This window comes from Catellatospora sp. NPDC049609 (assembly GCF_040675365.1).
Taxonomy (GTDB): domain Bacteria; phylum Actinomycetota; class Actinomycetes; order Mycobacteriales; family Micromonosporaceae; genus Catellatospora.
The window spans coordinates 39978-57065 of record NZ_JBFAOU010000034.1 but is presented as its reverse complement, the minus strand read 5'-3'; the positions used below and the strand labels follow the sequence as shown (position 1 = coordinate 57065).

Here is a 17088-nt window from a genome sequence, read left to right as displayed (position 1 = left end):
TCCGACCTGGTCGTACAGCGGTGGGCGGCCGAGTTTCCGGACTCCGTCGCGGCGTGTGCCTCCTACGGCGAGGTCCGTTATCCCACGTTCCTCACTCTGAGGGGCACTTTTTACTCTTGACGACCCTAGGCAAACGTTGCCCTAGTGCACGCTCACCGTCACAACAACGTCGAACAAGGAGCGGCCCGGACCGATCTCACGAAAGCGCGGATCGGTCCGGACCGCGGCGAGGCAGGCCCTCAGCTTTACGGCATCGGTGCTGCTTCAGCCACGCCGCCACTGCTGGGCAGCGTTGCCGTTGCAGGTGTAGAGCGAGATCCGGGCTCCGTTCGCTGCGTTCCATTCGAAGTTGTCCAGGCACATGTTTCCGGCGACGTTGCGCAGCGAGAACCAGCCGCTGCCCCGGTCGATGATCTGCCACTGCTGGGCCGTCGAGTTGTTGCAGGCGACCAGGCCGACGTCGGCGTTCAGCGCCGTGCTGGCGTTGATGTCGGTCAGGCAGGTGCCGGTGTTGCGGTTGCGGATCTCGTACCAGCTGATGCCCTTGTAGTTGAATTCCCACTCCTGTGCGGCGTTGCCGTTGCAGTCGTACAGCCGGACGAGCGCGCCGGGGGTGGTGTCCAAATTGTAGTTGTCGACGCAGCGGTTGCTGTGCCGGCCGCGAATGCCGGGCGCGGTCATTCCGTTGGGCAGCGGCTGGCCGAAGAACGGGTCGCCGTTGTCGCGGAAGTAGAGCTGCTGGAAGCGGGTGTGCCGGTTCGGGTCGGTGAGCGCGTCCGGCGTCGGGGTGGCGTAGTCACGGGCGTGGTAGACCAGCACGTCCGTGGCGTTGTCCTCGGCCACGGTGAAGCTGCCGTGGCCCGGGCCGTAGACCCCGTTCGCGGTCTGGAACACCGGGTTCGGGTGTTTGTACCAGGAGGCCGGATTCAGCAGGTCTGCGGTGTCGTACGACGACAGCAGGCCCAGCTTGTACCGGGAGTCGGTCGCCGAAGCCGAGTAGGCGATGTACACGCGGCCGTTCTTGACCAGTGGCGACGGCCCTTCGACCACGCCGGCGACGCCTTCCTTCTCCCAGGCGTACGTCGGGCGCGCGATCTCGGTGACCGTGCCGGTGATGGCGGTGGGGCCGTTCATCCGGGCGATGTACATGTGGCTGTTGAAGTTCGTGGACGGGCTGTCCTGGGCCCAGGTGAAGTAGCGCACCCCGCGGTTGACGAACGTCGCCGCGTCGAGCTGGAAGGACTCCCAGCCGGTGTTGAAGCGCTGGGGCGCACTCCACGCGCAGGTCATCGGATTGGCGCAGGTGTTGCGGATCCAGTAGAGCCGCTGGTCGAACCGCGCGGTGCTGGGCGATGCCGAGAAGTACATGTACCAGGCGCCGTCGATGAACTGGATGTCCGGCGCCCAGATCCAACCGCTCAGCGGGCCGCTCGACGGCGCGGTGAACGCGTTGGCCGTCGCGGCGCTGCCGAGGCCCTGCAGGGTCGTGGCGCGCCGCAGTTCGACCCGCTTGTAGTCGGGGACCGAGGCGGTCATGTAGTAGTAGCCGTCGGTGTGCTTGTAGATCGCCGTGTCGGCGCGCTGCCGGATGACCGGGTTGTTGACCGTGATGAACTGTGCGGTGGCCGGCGGGGCGAACGCGGCCAGCAGGACGATGATCATGCCGAGCGCGACCGCGAACCTTTGCCGGACGCGGGTGAACGTTGCCATCGGTGGGCTCCCTTGGGGAGAGGTGGGAGGGGTCGCGCTCGCGGCCGGGGTGGTTCTCCGGGCGTTCTTGCGCGCGAGCGGGCGATTTTGTGACCGCTAACAGGTTCTCCGGCGGTTACGGGGATGTCAACAGCAGGTTTCGATGCTCAGGCCGCGTAGGGCGTTGCTGTGGGCGTCGTGCGTTATCAGGGTGGCAAGCTGCTGTGCACGGAACCATGGGTGTTAGCGTTCACACAGACGGGGTAGGCGGTTGGTCGGCTTGCGGGTGGCCGGTGCTGCCCTCCGGCCACATGTGATTGCACGAAGGTGTTCCAAGTGTCAATCGATCTGGATCGAGCCGAACGCGGCCCGTCGCCGCACCCTGACCAGTGGTAAAGACCGTGTGCCGTTACAGTGAGTGCGGCCCTGTTGCATCGAGTCCGGAGTGCGCTCGTTGGTCCGCGTGTTCGACCTGGAAGAGATCTTCCCGGATGTGGGCGCAGCGCGGTTGCCGCGCCGGCAGGCGGGCTCGCCGCAAGGCCTCGGGATCACCTTGGTCACCGACTACACGCTGAGTGCGCGCGGGTGGCTGCCGTCGGCGGCATTGGTGGAGTTGTTCGGTGAGTTCGGGGTGAGCAGCGCCGCCGCGCGAATGACGATCAGCAGGCTGGCCGCCAGGGGAGTGCTTGAGGGCAGGCGGGAGGGGCGGTACAGCGCTTACCGTCTCACCGACTCCGCGGCTGCGAACCTGTCGCAGGGCGGTCGTGCGATCGCGGGGTTCGGTGCCGATCCTGAACCTTGGGACGGGCGGTGGACGATGGTGGTGTTCTCCATTCCGCAAGAGGAGGCCACGCAGCGGCGCGCCGTTCGGGAGCATCTGCGGTGGCGCGGGTATGCGCCGTTCTTCGACGGGGTGTGGGTGTCGCCGCATCCGTTGACTCCAAAGGAGCGTGCCGACCTGGTGGAGGTGGCCTTCGGTGAGATGAGCGTGTTCCGTGCCGAGCACCTGGAGCTGGCGACCGGCGCCTCCCGCAACCCGGTCGACGCCTGGGATGTCGCGGGCATCGCCGCGGAGTACACCACCTTCATCCGAAGTTGGAGCGGCGTGCTTGACCGTATGACCACAGGCAGCATCCACGGTGCCGCGGCGGTGCGAGCGCGTACGGAGGTGATGGACGTCTATCGCCGATTCCCGGTGCTCGACCCTCTGCTGCCTGCCGACCTTCTGCCGCCCGGCTGGCCGCGCGCCCGGGCGCGGGAGGTGTTCGTCGCCGTGTATGACGGCCTGGCCGAACCGGCGCAGGAACATGTGCGAGGCATCGTCGCCCGTGTCGCCGGCGGGACGCACCCGCAGATCCGCGCCCACACCGTCGCCGAGATGGGCGCTGCTTTCGGCCGCGACGACGCCGACGCGGCGACCACGCGGGCCACCCAGCCGCAGTGAGCCGACCGGGTGACCTGGCGGGTTGGAGGACGGGCTCCGCCATTGCATACTCATCCCCGCGGCCTCGGCGTGATCATGTCGATGTCTCAGCGACATCCACGATCCCGCCGAGGCCGCGCACTGTCCACAGTGAATCGATGGATCGGCAGCCAATCGGCCGGGGAGGTCGAGCGACGGGCATGGGGTGCCGCCGCAGGGGATTGCCGGAGGTCGGTGTTGGTCACCGTCAGTAGACGTATGGCCAGCCGGCGGCGTCGTAGCCGATGCGGTTGATGCCCAGAAGCGACGCGCCGTTGTCGGCGTAGTAGTGGTAGACGAGGTGTTCTCCGTCGGTGTCCTGCAGCACGGCCTGGTGGCCTGGGCCGTGGATCGAACCATGGCCGGCGAGTACCTGAGTGCCGCCGCCGCTGGTGAGGGCGGTTCCGTTACGGTCGACGTACGGGCCGGTGACGCTGGTGGCTCGGCCGACCATGATTCGGTATGTGCTGGCCGCGCCCTGGCAGCAGCGGTCGAACGACATCCACATGTAGTAGTAGCCGCCATGCTTGACGACATGGGGTGCCTCGACGGCGCCGCCGGCGTTCGGGCGTGACACCAGGCTGCGGACCTGCGTGTCGGAGGTCGAGCGCAGGCCGGTGGTGTTGTCGAGGCGGATGAGCTTGAGCCCGGACCAGAACGAGCCGAACGTCAGCCACCAGTTCCCGGAGTCGTCGACGATGGGGTTGGGGTCGATGGCGTTGTAGTTGACCGCGGTCGACGACTCGATCACCAGGCCGCGGTGGGTCCAGGAACCCGACGCCCCGGTGGGTGAGGTTGCCAGGAAGATCGCCGAGCGCTGCGAGCCGAACGAGGAGGCCGAGTAGTACAGCCAGTACTGGCCGTTGCGGTAGGAGATGTCCGGTGCCCACAGGTTGCGGTCGCCGTTGGTGTAGGTCGTCGTCCAGGACGCCCCGTTCGGCCAGACCGCGCCGGCGTTGCGCCACGTGATCCGGTCGCTGGACGTCTTCAGCGACAGGTTGAAGCCGGTCGCCGCGAGGATATAGGTGCCGTCGGGCTTCTTGACCACCGTGGGGTCGTGGGTTCCCACATCACCGGCCACCCGGCCGGGCAGCGGGTACTGCGCGGGCGGCGTGCCGGGGGTGCCGGTCGGCGATGCGGTCGGCGTAGGGCCGCCGCCGACGCGTACCAGCCGGAACTGCTGGTTGGCACCGTTGGAGTCGGTGTACTGGGAGATCCGCGCGCCGTCGGCGGTGGACCACCCCCACAGGTCGAGGGCCTTACCGCTGTTTCGGTTGATCAGCTGGAGGTAGGTGGCATCGATGTCCTGGACCGAGAACTGCTGGTTGGTGCCGTTGAGGTCGGACCACTGCACGATGTCGGCGCCGTCGGCGGTCGAGCGCTCGTACACGTCGAGCACCTTGCCGCTGTGCCGTGCGCGCAGTCGGTAGAAGCCGCCGCCGGAGTCGACGAACTGGAATTGCTGGTTGGCCGCTGCGGAGTTCGGGGTGCGCTGCACCAGCGCGCCGCCATCGGCCGTCGACGAGTTGTTGATCTCCAGGGCTTTGCCGCTGTGCCGGTTTATGAGCTGGTAGTTGGCGGACGTGTCGATGGTGGCCGCGTCGGCGGTGCCGGCGATGGCGACCGTGACGCCGCCGACGGCCGTGACGATCGCGGCTAGGAGGGTTGCCGCACGTGCGCGGCGGGGGAGTCTGTCACTCATGACGGATCCTTCGAAAGGAGACGGAGGGGCGGGGTCAGCGTTCGCCGGACGGCGCGGTCAGCGTGACGCCCGTGCCGACGGGGGTGCCGAAGTCGGGGGTGTCGTCGGCGTTCCAGGTGAACTTCTGCGCCCTGGTGGAGCGGTTCATGTCGCAGCCGCCCGACGCGGAGCTGTTGGCGTGGTAGACGATCCAGTCCTCGGTGCCGTCCGGGGACTTGAAGAAGCCGTTGTGGCCGGGGGCGAAGACCCCGTTGGCGTCGCTGCGCTGGAACACCGGTGTGCTCTTCTTGGCCCAGTGGGCGGCGTTCAGCGGGTCGGTGCCGGTGAGGGTGAGCAGACCGAGCTTGCAGTCCGGGCCCCAGCAGGCGCTCGCCGAGTACACGATCATCGTCTTGCCGTTGCGGTAGAGCGGTTCGGCGCCCTCGTTGACGGCGCCGGAATGCCGCTCCCAGTCGTAGGTCGGGGAGCTGATGAACCGGCGCGCGCCGCTGGGCGTCCACGGGTTGGACAGCGGGGTGATGGACAGGCTCTGCGTCCCGTTGATCGCGCTGCCCAGCAGGTAGAGCCGCCCGTTGTGCTGCAGGATGCTGGCGTCCAGCTCCCAGGTGCTGCCGAGGTCGGCCTTGAACGTGTACGGGCCCATCGGGTCGGTCCCGGCCGACTCGAGCACGTGCAGGCGCTGGGTGGGGTTGTAGTCGGCGACGTTCTGGCCGGCCACGTAGTACAGGTACCAGCGCCGCCCGTTCGGCCCGTCCAGGAGGTGGAACTCGGGAGCCCACATGTTGCAGCATCCGTTGGGTCGCCCGGCCAGATTGAAGATGACCTGATCGCCGGCCGTGGACAGCCCGGCCGGCGTGGTGGCGCGGCGCATGGTGACGGTGGAGCTCCAGGCCGTGGTGGCCAGGTAGTAGTAGCCGTTGTGGTACTGCAGCCATGGGTCGGGGCCGTTGCGCTTGATCGGGTTGGTGAACGTGCGCGCGCCTGTGGTCGGCGTGGCGGTCGGCGTGGTGCCGCCGACACGGATCAGGCGGAACTGCTGGTTGGTGGCATTGGTGTCGGTGTACTGCGAGATGCGTGCGCCGTCGGCGGTGGACCATTCCCAAAGGTCGAGGGCCTTGCCGCTGTGCCGGTTGATCAATTGGAAGTACGTGGGGTCGATGTCCTGGACCGAGAACTGCTGGTTGGTGCCGTTGAGGTCGGGCCACTGCACCACGGAGGCCCCGTCGGCGGTCGACCCGCCGTTGATCTCCAGAGCTTTGCCGCTGTGCCGGTTGACCAGCTGGTAATAGGCCGCCGTGTCGATCGTCGCCGCATTCGCGGTGCTCATCACCGTGATCGCGGACGTGCCGGCGCCGGCCACGACGGCGGCGATCGTCAGAACGGTCCGCAGTCCACGCCGTCGTGGAGTGCCGGCCATGGGCGTGGTCGTCATGGAATGCCAACCTCTGGCTTCTGGCGGCGCGGCCGCCGATCGATGAGGGAGCAGGCGTTCGGGTGCAGTGCCCTCGCCCTCGTGGCGTCGGCGTCGGACGGCCTCGGCTGACGAGGAGCGCTGTCGCCGGTCGAAGCGCCCGGCGGGGTCATCTCGACCGCGTCGGTGCAGCGACGCGGGAACCCGTTGTCGGCCCGGCATGACCGAAGGGGCACGTGAATGGCGTGTTTCGCGAACACGACGAACTGGTGTCCGCTCGTTCGATGGTCGTGATTGTTAGCGGTAACACGCGCAGCTGTCAAGCGGGCGCCGTTACGCAGCGGCGGGACGGGAGTTGTGCCGATCGCCGGACCGTCGGAAGCTGTTCGGAGGTCCGGCTCCTGGTCGACATGCAGCTCAAGGTCGATCGGCCACATAGATAACAGATGTGTTGACAACCGCTCGCGACATCGTTATTTATTTAGTCGGGTGCTTACGTGTGTCGATCTGTCCGGGTGCGGAGCTGAGGATGCCGCTGGGTCTACGGCGGCCATCCCTCGGCCATGACGCGGTAGGTCCAAGTGATTGGCAATGGAGATCATCATGCTCTCGCACAGAAAGCGCCTCGCGTTGCTCTCCGCCTGCACGGCGGTGACGCTTGGCACCATGATGGCCACCGTCACCCGGGCGTCTGCGGCGGTGACCCGCCACGAGGCGGAAACGGCACCCGCCACCTGCGACGGAGTCATCGAGTCCAACCATGCCGGATACTCCGGCAGCGGGTTCTGCAACGCCAACAACGCCGTCGGTGCGGCGGCTCAGTTCACGGTGACGGCTGCCGCCGCCGGGTCGGCCACGGTCTTTGTGCGGTTCGCCAACGGCGCGACCGCGAACCGGCCGGCGGACCTGCTGGTCAACGGGGTGGTCGCACAATCGGCTGCCGCGTTCGATCCGACCGGCGCCTGGTCCACGTGGGCCACCAAGACGTTGACCGTCTCGGTCAACGCCGGCAGCAACACGATCCGGCTGAGCCCCACCACGGCGGCCGGCCTGGCCAACATCGACTACCTCGAGTTCGAAGCCGGCGGGGGTGAGCCTTCGTCGGGCAAGCAGATGGAGGATCTCAACCGCGGCCTGGTCAGTGTGCGTTCGGGGTCGGGCAACCTGGTGTCGTGGCGGCTGTTCGGGTACGAGTCCGCCGCAACGGGGTTCAACGTGTATCGCGGGGGCACGAAGCTGAACGCCGCGCCGATCACCAACTCCACCAACTACCTGGACGGCGGTGCGGCGGCCGACGCGTCCTACACCGTCCGCGCGGTCGTGAACGGGGTGGAGCAGGGCGCCTCCGAGCCGTCGCTGCGCTTCGCCGGGGGCAACTACCTGGACGTGCCGATCTCCCGGCCAGGCACGAATTACACCGCCGGTGACGCCAGCGTCGGCGACGCCGACGGTGACGGCCAGTACGAGATCTTCCTCAAGTGGGATCCCAGCGACCAGAAGGACAACTCGCAGGCAGGTGTCACCAGCAACGTCTACCTCGACGCCTATCGGCTCGACGGGCAGCGGCTGTGGCGCATCAACCTCGGCCGCAACATCCGGGCGGGCGCGCACTACACCCAGTTCCAGGTGTACGACTACGACGGCGACGGCCGGGCCGAGCTGGCGGTCAAGACCGCTGACGGCAGCGTTTCCGGCACCGGGCAGGTGATCGGCAACGCCAGCGCCGACCACCGCAACGCCGACGGCTACATCATCACCGGCCCTGAGTACCTGACCATGTTCAACGGCCTCACCGGCGCGGTGATGTCCACCGTCAACTTCCAGCCGGCGCGCGGCAACATCAGCGACTGGGGCGACAACTACGGCAACCGCGGCGACCGGTTCCTGGCCGGCACCGCGTACCTCGACGGGCAGCGACCCAGCCTCATCATGGGCCGCGGCTACTACGCCAAGAGCGCCATCGCCGCGTGGGACTTCCGCAACGGCCAGCTCACCATGCGCTGGAAGTTCGACTCCAGCAACGCCGGCAGCCAGTGGACCGGCCGCGGCACGCACTCGCTGTCGATCGCCGACGTCGACGGCAACGGCACCGACGAGATCATCTACGGCGGCATGACGATCAACGCCAACGGCACCGGGCGGTACACCACCAACTTCTACGCCCACGGCGACGCCCTGCACGTCAGCGACTTCGTGCCCAGCCGCCCCGGCCAGGAGATCTGGCAGATCCACGAGCAGAGTTCCGGCGCCGCCGCGACGCTGCGCGACGCCAACAACGGCTCGGTCATCATGCAGAAGAACAACAGCTGCGGCTGCGAGGGCCCAGCCCGTGGCGTGGCCGGTGACATCTACGCCGGCAACGCGGGCGCGGAGTTCTGGGGGACGGGCACCGGCCTGGGCAACCTGTTCAACTCCTCCGGCGGCAATGTCGGCCGCAACCCGAGCAGCTACAACTTCCTCGCCTGGTGGGACGCCGACCCGGTGCGGGAACTGCTGGACGGCAACCACGTCGACAAGTACGGCACCGGCGGCGACACCCGCCTGCTCACCGGCTCGGGAGCGCATTCGGTCAACGGCACCAAGTCCACCCCGTCACTGTCCGGTGACCTGTTCGGCGACTGGCGCGAGGAGATCATCCTCCCGCGCGACGACAACGCCGCCCTGCGGATCTACGCCACTCCCACGCAGACCACGACGAGGATCCACACCCTGATGCACGACCCGCAGTACCGGGTCGCCATCGCGTGGCAGAACACCGCCTACAACCAGCCGCCGCACCCGAGCTTCTTCCTCGGCAACGGCATGTCCACCCCGCCCCAGCCCAACATCTACGTCCGTTGAGATCGGCCTCGCTCGGGGCGCGGCGGTGGCAACCAGCCGACGCGCCCCGACCGGGGGCTGGTACCGGCAGGCAACCGCCGAACCCTTCGGCATCCAGGCTTCCTCCCTACGGAAGCATCCGCAGTCCTCGACCGGACCGGCCGCCTCAATCCCCACATCCGGGAACTGCCCTGACGACACCGCCGGTCTCGGCATCGCCGATGTGACCCGTCCATCTACGCCGGCCTTGGTCGCCCGACCAGCACGGGCGGGTCTCATGGCGTCACTCGTCAGATCCTGCACAGCTGAGGAAGTTCGGAGTCATCCGACCTACCGGCAGGAGTTCACCATGCCTTCCTTCAGACAACGCGTCGCGCTGGTGTCGGCCGGTGCGGCGGTCGTCATGACCGGCCTCACCGCGGTCATGACGACTGGGGCCTCCGCGGTCGGGACCCGCTATGAGGCGGAGTCCGCCCCGGCCACCTGCGACGGTGTCATCGCATCCAACCACGCCGGGTACTCCGGCAGTGGGTTCTGCAACGGCGACAACGCGGTCGGCGCGGGCGCGCAGTTCACGGCCACCGCGTCGGCGGCCGGCACGGCGACGCTGATGGTCCGGTGCGCCAACGGCACCACCGCCAACCGCGCCGCGGACGTTCTCGTCAACGGGGTCGTGGCCCACCCGGCAGCCGCTTTCAACGGCACCGGCGCGTGGGCCACCTGGATCACCATGACGCTGACCGTGTCGGTGGACAGCGGCAGCAACACCATCCGGTTGAACCCGACCACTGCCAACGGCCTGCCCAACATCGACTACCTGGAGCTCGAGGTGAACGTCTCGCCCAGCGCGACAGCCTCCCCGCCGCCCGGCCGGCTATTGGCGGTGCCAGTAGATGGTGACCTGCATCACACGCACCAACCTATGCGTCGCCTTAGCAATTGAAGAGGTGTTCAATTGCAACAGCCATTAAGCGGGTGGAGGTGCCGGGCCGTGGGTGTGCCACTCAACGAGCGCAAGTCCGAATTCTTCCGCACGATGGGCCATCCGGTGCGCATCCGCGTGCTGGAGTTGCTCGGCGACGGGCCCAAACCTGTGCGTGACCTGCTCGCCGACGTGGGGATCGAAGCCTCCAGCCTCTCGCAGCAACTCGCGGTGCTGCGCCGCGCGGGGATCGTCGTGTCCTACCGCGAAGGCTCGTCCGTGATGTACGCCCTGTCCGGGCCGGACGTGGCCGAGGTAATGGACGCCGCCCGCCGGTTCCTCACCGCGATGATGGCCGACCAGGCCGAGTTGCTCAAGGAACTGCGCGACTCCGAGCCCGCGACGGTGCCCCGATGAGCGGTGTGGCGGCGGTGTGCCGTGGCGGCTGGGGCCGGGTGTCCGCGCTGCTGCCTGTGCGAGCGGACTGGGCGACGATGCGCCGCCAACCCCGACGTGACCTACTCGCCGGGCTGACCGTCGCGGTGGTCGCGCTGCCTCTGGCTTTGGGGTTCGGCGTGTCCTCTGGGCTCGGCGCCGCAGCCGGCCTGGCGACCGCCGTCGTCGCCGGAGCGCTCGCCGCGCTGCTGGGCGGCTCCAACCTGCAGGTATCCGGACCGACCGGCGCGATGACCGTCGTGCTGGTGCCGATCATGCACCGGTTCGGACCCGGCGGTGTGCTCACCGTCGGCCTGATCGCCGGCGTGCTGCTGGTCGCACTGGCCGTGGCCCGCGCCGGCCGATATGTGCGGTACGTGCCCGCGCCGGTCGTCGAGGGCTTCACAGTCGGCATCGCCGCGGTGATCTTCCTGCAGCAGGTGCCCGCCGCGCTCGGCGTACCGACCCCGGCAGGGGAGCAGGTCACCGGCGTCGCGTGGCAGGCGGTCATCGACTTCGCCGCGCAGCCCCATGGGATCGCGCTGTCCCTGGCCCTTGGGGTGGCGGCGGTCATGCTGATCGGCGGCCGCTGGAAACCGGGTGTGCCGTTCTCGCTGCTGGCCGTCGCGGCAGTGACCGTAGTTGCGTTTATCGCGCACCTCGACGTGGCCCGCATCGGGACGCTGCCCGCGACGCTGCCGGTTCCGTCGCTCGGCTTCCTCGACCCGGCCGCCGTGCCGATGCTGCTCACCTCCGCAGTCGCCGTCGCGGCCCTCGCGGCCCTGGAGAGCCTGCTGTCGGCCACGGTCGCCGACGGCATGACCGTCGGGCAGCGCCACGACCCCGACCGAGAGCTGTTCGGCCAGGGCGTGGCCAACCTCGTCACACCTCTGTTCGGCGGAGTGCCCGCCACGGCCGCGATCGCGCGTACCGCCGTCAACGTCCGCACCGGGGCCGGCTCGCGGCTGGCCGCGCTGTCCCACGCACTGATCCTGGCCGTCATCATGCTCGCCGCGGCACCGCTGGTCGCGCACATCCCGCTCGCAGCGCTCGCCGGGGTGCTGCTGGCGACGGCGATCCGCATGGTCGAGGTGAGCTCGCTGCTCGCTTTGGCCCGCTCGACCCGCTCGGATGCAGTGCTGATGGTGCTGACGGCGGCCGCGACCCTGGCCCTGGATCTGATCGCAGCGGTCGGCATCGGCCTGGTCCTAGCTGCGTTCCTGGCGGTGCGCAAGATCGCCCGGGCGGCGACGCTGGAGCAGGTGCCACTGGACGTGGCCGACCACCACGCCGAGGAGGCGTCGCTGCTGGCCGAGCACATCGTCGCCTACCGGTTCGACGGGCCGCTGTTCTTCGCCGCCGCCCACCGGTTCCTGCTGGAGTTGACAGAGGTCGCCGATGTGCGGGTGGTGATCCTGCGGATGTCGCGGGTGTCGGCGCTCGACGGCACCGGCGCGAGCGTGCTACGTGATGCGATCGAGCGGCTCGAACACCGTGGCGTCGCCGTCTACCTGTCGGGCGTGCGGCCCGAGCACGAAAGGGCACTCGAAGCGATCGGTGTGCTGAAACGGCTGCGGGCACAGGACCGCCTGTGCCTGCACACGCCGGATGCGATCGCGTCCGCCCGTGCGCTGCTGCACCGCGACGGCGTCATCCCCAGCGCCGAACCGGCGCTGAAGGCAGCGTGAAATCGGTGCAGCCGTATAGGCTCGCGGCCTGGCACGCTTACCTGGTGATCGCCACGGACCTGCTGCCCGCGCTGCGGAGCGCAGCCACCACCGAAACAGTCGTGTCGGAGCAGTTCGCGGCGCTGAGTGAACGCATGGCTGGAGGCCACCGGTGGTGGGGCGCCGATGGGCGCCGGATGATGGCGATCGCGGCCCGTGCCGATGCGATGCACCCCTGCGGTGATCATGCGGGGGCGGCGCAGCTGGTGCGGGCGTTGGCGGTGCGGCTCTTCGCGATCTCCAGCAGCACACCGACCGAGTCGCGTGACGGCTGCGATCCGCCCTGACCAGCCCGTGCTGCAACGGCGACGTCCACGTCGCAGCGGCGACGACCGGCAACCAAATCTCCTTCACCGGCGCATGGCACGAGTCGTTCGCTATCGGCGGCGGATGCGTAGGAGCCGCTGACGGGTGAGAATCCGTTGCCCGGCAGGACGGGGCGGCCTGCGCATGGCGTCCTCGCTGGCCGGATCCACGCCCATGCGGTGGCGTATTCTGCGAACCGCAAACGAGGTCGATCAGTTGCGAGCCTGGGCCTGACACCGGTGCCAGTCAGCGCTGTTGACTCACGTGCGCTCGGTGTGGTTCAGCCACCGTGCGAGAACGGCGGCTTGGCTGCGTTCGAGGTCACGTGCCGCCGTAAGCAAGGTCATCTTGTTCTGGGCCGCCGCGTCGCGCAGCTGACGAACGGCCTGACGCCGGGCCGGGTCGCGCAACTCGGCGAGGTACCGGCGGCGGAACTCGGCATACCGCTCCGGGTCGTGGTCGTACCACTGCCGAAGCTCGGTGGAAGGTGCCACATCGCGCATCCACTCATCGAGGTGCGCGTCCTGCTTGCGTACACCTCGCGGCCAGATCCGGTCGACCAGCACTCGCAGGCCGTCCTCGGACGATGCATCGTCGTAGATTCTTCGGTACCTGACCTTCGTGTCCATCACGTCCTCCGTCCCTTCCCACGTGCTGGGTGATCGGGCCCTGGCTGTTGTCACGGGTCACGCCATTTCGCTCAAGCCTGCTGCGCGGCGGTGGTATCGAACAGGCCGGGCGACGGCGACCTTCGACGGCGCATGTTGCCGGTCATCGGCAATGACCGCCTGCCCGGCGAGAGCCGGACCGGCGCTCCAGTCGTTGCCGGCGTCGGGTCAAGCGGGCTCGATGTGTCGCATCGACCCGCCTGGACCACCTCAGTGGTGCCAGGAACGTCGTCCCCGCGTACGTCGCAGGGCGTTGTTCACCCTGAGACCGGTAGTTGCTGAGCCGGCCAGTTAAGGGCGTTGGCGCCCAGCACCGCCGCCTGCAAGGTGAACCGATGGGCCGGGTCGGCCGGGTTGTACCCGGTCAGTGACCTGATCCGGTCCAGGCGATAGGTGACTGTGCGCACCGACAGGTGCAGTCGTTTGGCAGACTCCGTGGCCACACCACCGGTCGCGAAGTAGGCATCGAGTGTGGCGAGCAACGGCGCGGCCCCGCCTCGCGCCTGGGTCAGCGGGCTGAGCACGTCGTGCACCAGGTCGACGATTGCGGGTTGGTCACGTAGCAGGACCCGGAAGATGAGCAGGTCGTGGGCGCGCACCACGGGGGTGTCGAGATGCAGCCGCTCGGCCATGGTGAGCGCTTCGCGGGCTTCTTCGTAGGAACGGGCGATGCCGTACAGGCCGGTGTGGGCCCGCCCGACTGCGACCCGCCAGGGACGTCCGCGCGGCAGCCGGTTGAGCTCGCTGTGCATGAGGCGCCCGAGGTCGTTGGCCGTGTCGGTGGCCGGTGACGTCCGTCCGGCGGTGGTGGCGTCGGCGGGTGCCAGCACGACCAGCAGGCCGTCCTTGGTCGCGACCAGAACGTCGCGGTCGCCGAGCCGGTCGAAGATCACCGCTTCGAGCGCGCTGATGGCCGCGTCGGATTCGGGCAGCCGCCGGCTCGGCGCGGCCAGCGCGACCTGATGGATGCGGGCGAGGTCGAGCCCGAACGGCTCGGCCCGCTCGACCAGGCCGCCCAGATCCGATTCCCCGCGCAGCAGGTCGTCGATCAGCTCCCGACGCAGGTTCTCCTCTCTGCGGACCAAATCGCGGCGGGCGACTGCGTACCCCTCGGCGAGCGTCGCCACGGCGAGGTCGACGACGTGCAGCACCGCCGCTGCGGCCGCGCGCACTACCTCCGAGTCGCGAGAGCGCGCCACCGCAGGCAATTCCTGCCACAGGCGGCGGGCCGCCGACAGGTAGAGCTGAACGGCGCGGCCGGCGGAGACGCCCTGCTCGGCGGCGCGGCTTCCGAGCAGACCCACGGAGTCCAACTCGGCACGCTTGGGTTGGCGCCCCGTGACCGCCGCGTCGGCCAGTAGGCGCAGATAGTCGCCGAGCAGCTCCACGGGGACCCCGCCGGCATCCCGGCTCGCGCCTTCGGCGACATTGACCAGCCAGGAGTCCTCCGAATCCGTCGACCCGGCACGCCTAGTGTCGTCAGCCACGGCCACGCCTCCAGACACAGCGTCGACGGCCTGAGACCTCCGCCGTCCTACTTCGTCATCCGTGATCATAAAGGCTCATCAGGGTATTCACGTCCGACTCGAAGTTGCCGATGATCGGCAGGTCATACAGGTCTCGCTGGGCGAATCTGCAACGCTGCTTTCTGCGCCTTGTGCCCACCGTGCGGTGATGCGACGAATACGGTGGGATGCGTGAACGTCACGCCGCTGGATCGGTTCGGAGCTCTGATCGCGGCGAAGGGCGAAGCCGTGCCGGCGCTGTCGGTCGCCAGCCCGAACCGTAGATCATGCCGTCCGAGGTCGAACTGATCGCGTCGTGGCCGTCCCGGCGAGAAGCCGCTGGACCGTGAACAGACCAATGAGGACGTCACTCCTGCACACCGCGATCAAGGCGGCAGTCTCGTCCCGTCGGCCGCAGCATGATCGCCAGTACAGTGTCGGCCGTGTCGCCGGCTGTTCGAGTGGAGCCAGTCAGCGCCAGGCGGGCGACGAGCCGGGGGGACACTGGCACTGCTGTGCGTGGCCGCGGGCCTGGGCCTGCTGCGCTTCCCGGACACGCTGTCCCGCGTGCACACGACCGCCAAGCCCCAGGTTTTCGGCCTCATCCTGGTGCTGTGGCGGTCGGCCTGCGGCTGCGCAGCATGGAGGACCTCCCGACCCTGGCACTGATCGGCCTCTTCCAGTTGGCGACCGTTCCCGTCGGCGCGCACATGGTCGGCCGCGCCGCGTACCGCTCCGGGTCGCCCGCAAAGACCTGCTCATCGTCGACGACCTCGCCGCCGACGAGCAGACCCGACGGATCCTCGGCGACTGAGGCGGCGCGGGCGTCAATGACGGCACTACCAGTTCGCGGGCGGGTCGCTGGCCGGGAAGGACTGACGCCCCCACTCGTCGACGATGTCCGCGAAGTCGGCAGTGTCCTGATCGGCGCGGACCGACGGTGTGGCCTCGGTTGCCGGTGATCTGCGGAGAGGGCCGGTGACGACGAGACGCGACCGGTCAGCGAACGTGTCGGGACCACCTACGGCGAGAGTTGCCATCTTCGCTGCCTCCGAACCCATGTGGTTGGCCGGGAACCTCGCCGCCGGCGAGGTTCCCTGTCGGCGTGGCGGCGGCGGCACGCCTCGATCGTCTACTGAAGGAGCCGGCGCTCCTCGGCGATCATGTCGTCGCCACTCATCGAAGTGGCACTGACATGACATCGCCTCAGTCGGCCGATCGAGCGCCGGCCATGGCCGTGCCAGCCACCCGGCCTGCGCCACCGCCGACAGCGGCTTGGTCGTCGAAGTCCTCGCGCCGCCCCCGGATCCGATCCACATCCCGTGAGGTGACCACGCCCAGCGGTTCGCCGAACTCGCCGGTGGCGACAAGCTGCGAGGCGCGCGTCGCGCGCATCTGCTCGGCGGCCACGGCCAGCGGGGCGACGGCGCGGACGGTCGGCACCGGCGACTTGAGCAGTTGCCATGCCTGGGTGGCCGCGGCCTTCACCGGCGTGTGCCGGTGGGGCGCGCGAGCGTTGCCGTGGACCGCCGCGATGGTGGGCAGCAGGTCGTCGGGCGATACGATGCCCACGACGCGGTCGCGCTGGTCGAGGATCAGAACTCCGCAGACATCGCGCCCCGCCAGGATTTCAATGATCTTGGTGACCGGTGTGTCCTCGTACGCGATCGCGACATCGGTGTTCATGACGTCGCTGACACGCCACTGCATCACGGCGATACCTCCTCGGGGACGTCGCCGGCCGAGATCGAGTCGGCGACGAGCAGCACTTGAACTGCCTCCAGCCTGCCCGCGCGACCCGCGCTCGGGCAGGTGAGCCGGCCGCAAAGGATCAGCCTGTTGCTTGCCGACCGTCGGCAAACGCGCCTACCGCACCGCCGCGACCATGGCCGTCGCCCGTGAGGCCAACGCCACGCGCCACGGGCGGCCCGACGGCGGCATGTAGTCCGGGTTCGGTAACGCCGGCGACAGCCGGAGCCTGGCCGACGCCCACCCGCCTGCGGTGGCGCCCGGAGAGGCGGCCTTCACCCGGGTCTGCGTCTACGCCAGGCCACGAGCTGGGAATGTCCGCTGCGGCTGCGCGACGCGGTCGCACTGTCGGCCGCCGCCGTGCTGTCGCCTGAGGACGGCAGCATCGACCCGGACGCCTTTGGGCGGCTGCGACGCGATGTCGTCGTCCAGCCGTGCTGACGATGGCGGTGGAGCCGCGGCTGGACACTTCACCAGTCATTGGCGGTAGAAGCTTTCACCAGCGTGGTCGGGATCGGTGTAGACCTTCACCGTGCCGTCGGGATACGCCGCGAAGGGCAGTATCACGCCGTCCGGGCACCGGTACAGGAACATCAGCGTCGAGCCCACGACCACGAACGAGTGCGCCCCAGCCGTCGCCTCGTCAGAGCCTGTCCGAAAGCGCGTCGACCTGGTCCGGGATCGAGGAGTCG

The 17088-nt window shown here is 68.8% G+C and carries 13 protein-coding genes and 1 pseudogene; 7 read left to right on the top strand and 7 right to left on the bottom strand.

All coding sequences use genetic code 11. The features are described 5' to 3' along the window. Positions 1-264 precede the first annotated feature (264 nt). Complete coding sequence (locus tag AB0J67_RS12930) at positions 265-1710, bottom strand: family 43 glycosylhydrolase (RefSeq protein ID WP_363480631.1); 1446 nt, start codon at positions 1708-1710, stop codon at positions 265-267. Between the two features lie 442 nt (positions 1711-2152). On the opposite strand from AB0J67_RS12930, the gene AB0J67_RS12925 reads away from it, so the two are divergent. Beyond that, the gene (locus tag AB0J67_RS12925; RefSeq protein WP_363480628.1) at positions 2153-3133 is read left to right on the top strand and encodes a PaaX family transcriptional regulator C-terminal domain-containing protein; all 981 of its coding nucleotides are present in this window, start codon (positions 2153-2155) and stop codon (positions 3131-3133) included. 226 nt (positions 3134-3359) lie between these two features. Here the strand turns inward: AB0J67_RS12925 and AB0J67_RS12920 are convergent, their stop codons facing one another. Together AB0J67_RS12920 and AB0J67_RS12915 are read right to left on the bottom strand one after the other, a co-directional pair. After that, complete coding sequence (locus tag AB0J67_RS12920) at positions 3360-4853, bottom strand: family 43 glycosylhydrolase (RefSeq protein WP_363480625.1); 1494 nt, start codon at positions 4851-4853, stop codon at positions 3360-3362. 34 nt (positions 4854-4887) lie between these two features. Next, positions 4888-6285 (bottom strand): family 43 glycosylhydrolase, encoded by a 1398-nt coding sequence (locus AB0J67_RS12915; protein WP_363480622.1) that lies wholly within the window; start codon positions 6283-6285, stop codon positions 4888-4890. 582 nt (positions 6286-6867) lie between these two features. Between AB0J67_RS12915 and AB0J67_RS12910 the strand changes: the two genes are divergently transcribed. The 5 genes from AB0J67_RS12910 (at position 6868) to AB0J67_RS12890 (ending at position 12455) form a co-directional block, all read left to right on the top strand. Continuing rightward, positions 6868-9105, top strand: a complete 2238-nt coding sequence (locus tag AB0J67_RS12910) for a carbohydrate-binding protein (RefSeq protein WP_363480619.1) — start codon at positions 6868-6870, stop codon at positions 9103-9105. Positions 9106-9361: 256 nt separating this feature from the next. Continuing rightward, entirely contained in the window at positions 9362-10027 is a 666-nt protein-coding gene (locus AB0J67_RS12905; protein WP_363480616.1) for a carbohydrate-binding protein, read from the top strand. A gap of 48 nt (positions 10028-10075) precedes the next feature. Next, complete coding sequence (locus AB0J67_RS12900; protein ID WP_363480613.1) at positions 10076-10423, top strand: metalloregulator ArsR/SmtB family transcription factor; 348 nt, start codon at positions 10076-10078, stop codon at positions 10421-10423. Then, positions 10420-12129 (top strand): SulP family inorganic anion transporter, encoded by a 1710-nt coding sequence (locus tag AB0J67_RS12895; RefSeq protein WP_363480610.1) that lies wholly within the window; start codon positions 10420-10422, stop codon positions 12127-12129. Before AB0J67_RS12900 ends, AB0J67_RS12895 begins: the two co-directional genes overlap by 4 nt. Further along, positions 12126-12455, top strand: coding sequence for a hypothetical protein (locus tag AB0J67_RS12890; protein WP_363480607.1), 330 nt, complete (start codon positions 12126-12128; stop codon positions 12453-12455). Before AB0J67_RS12895 ends, AB0J67_RS12890 begins: the two co-directional genes overlap by 4 nt. 279 nt (positions 12456-12734) lie before the next feature. On the opposite strand, the gene AB0J67_RS12885 is transcribed toward AB0J67_RS12890, so the two are convergent. Both AB0J67_RS12885 and AB0J67_RS12880 read right to left on the bottom strand, forming a co-directional pair. Further along, the gene (locus AB0J67_RS12885; RefSeq protein ID WP_363480604.1) at positions 12735-13103 is read right to left on the bottom strand and encodes a DUF488 family protein; all 369 of its coding nucleotides are present in this window, start codon (positions 13101-13103) and stop codon (positions 12735-12737) included. 296 nt (positions 13104-13399) lie between these two features. Then, positions 13400-14629 carry a helix-turn-helix domain-containing protein gene (locus AB0J67_RS12880; RefSeq protein WP_363480601.1) on the bottom strand — a complete coding sequence of 410 codons (1230 nt, stop codon included), beginning with the start codon at positions 14627-14629 and terminating at the stop codon, positions 13400-13402. Between the two features lie 537 nt (positions 14630-15166). On the opposite strand from AB0J67_RS12880, the pseudogene mnhG reads away from it, so the two are divergent. Beyond that, positions 15167-15609: pseudogene (mnhG, locus tag AB0J67_RS12875) on the top strand (monovalent cation/H(+) antiporter subunit G). A 244-nt stretch (positions 15610-15853) separates the two neighbouring features. On the opposite strand, the gene AB0J67_RS12870 reads toward mnhG, so the two are convergent. Beyond that, positions 15854-16357 carry a CBS domain-containing protein gene (locus tag AB0J67_RS12870; protein WP_363480640.1) on the bottom strand — a complete coding sequence of 168 codons (504 nt, stop codon included), beginning with the start codon at positions 16355-16357 and terminating at the stop codon, positions 15854-15856. A gap of 516 nt (positions 16358-16873) precedes the next feature. Next, positions 16874-17005: a hypothetical protein gene (locus AB0J67_RS12865; RefSeq protein WP_363480598.1), complete on the bottom strand. Its 132-nt coding sequence runs from the start codon at positions 17003-17005 to the stop codon at positions 16874-16876. Between the last annotated feature and the right edge of the window lie 83 nt (positions 17006-17088).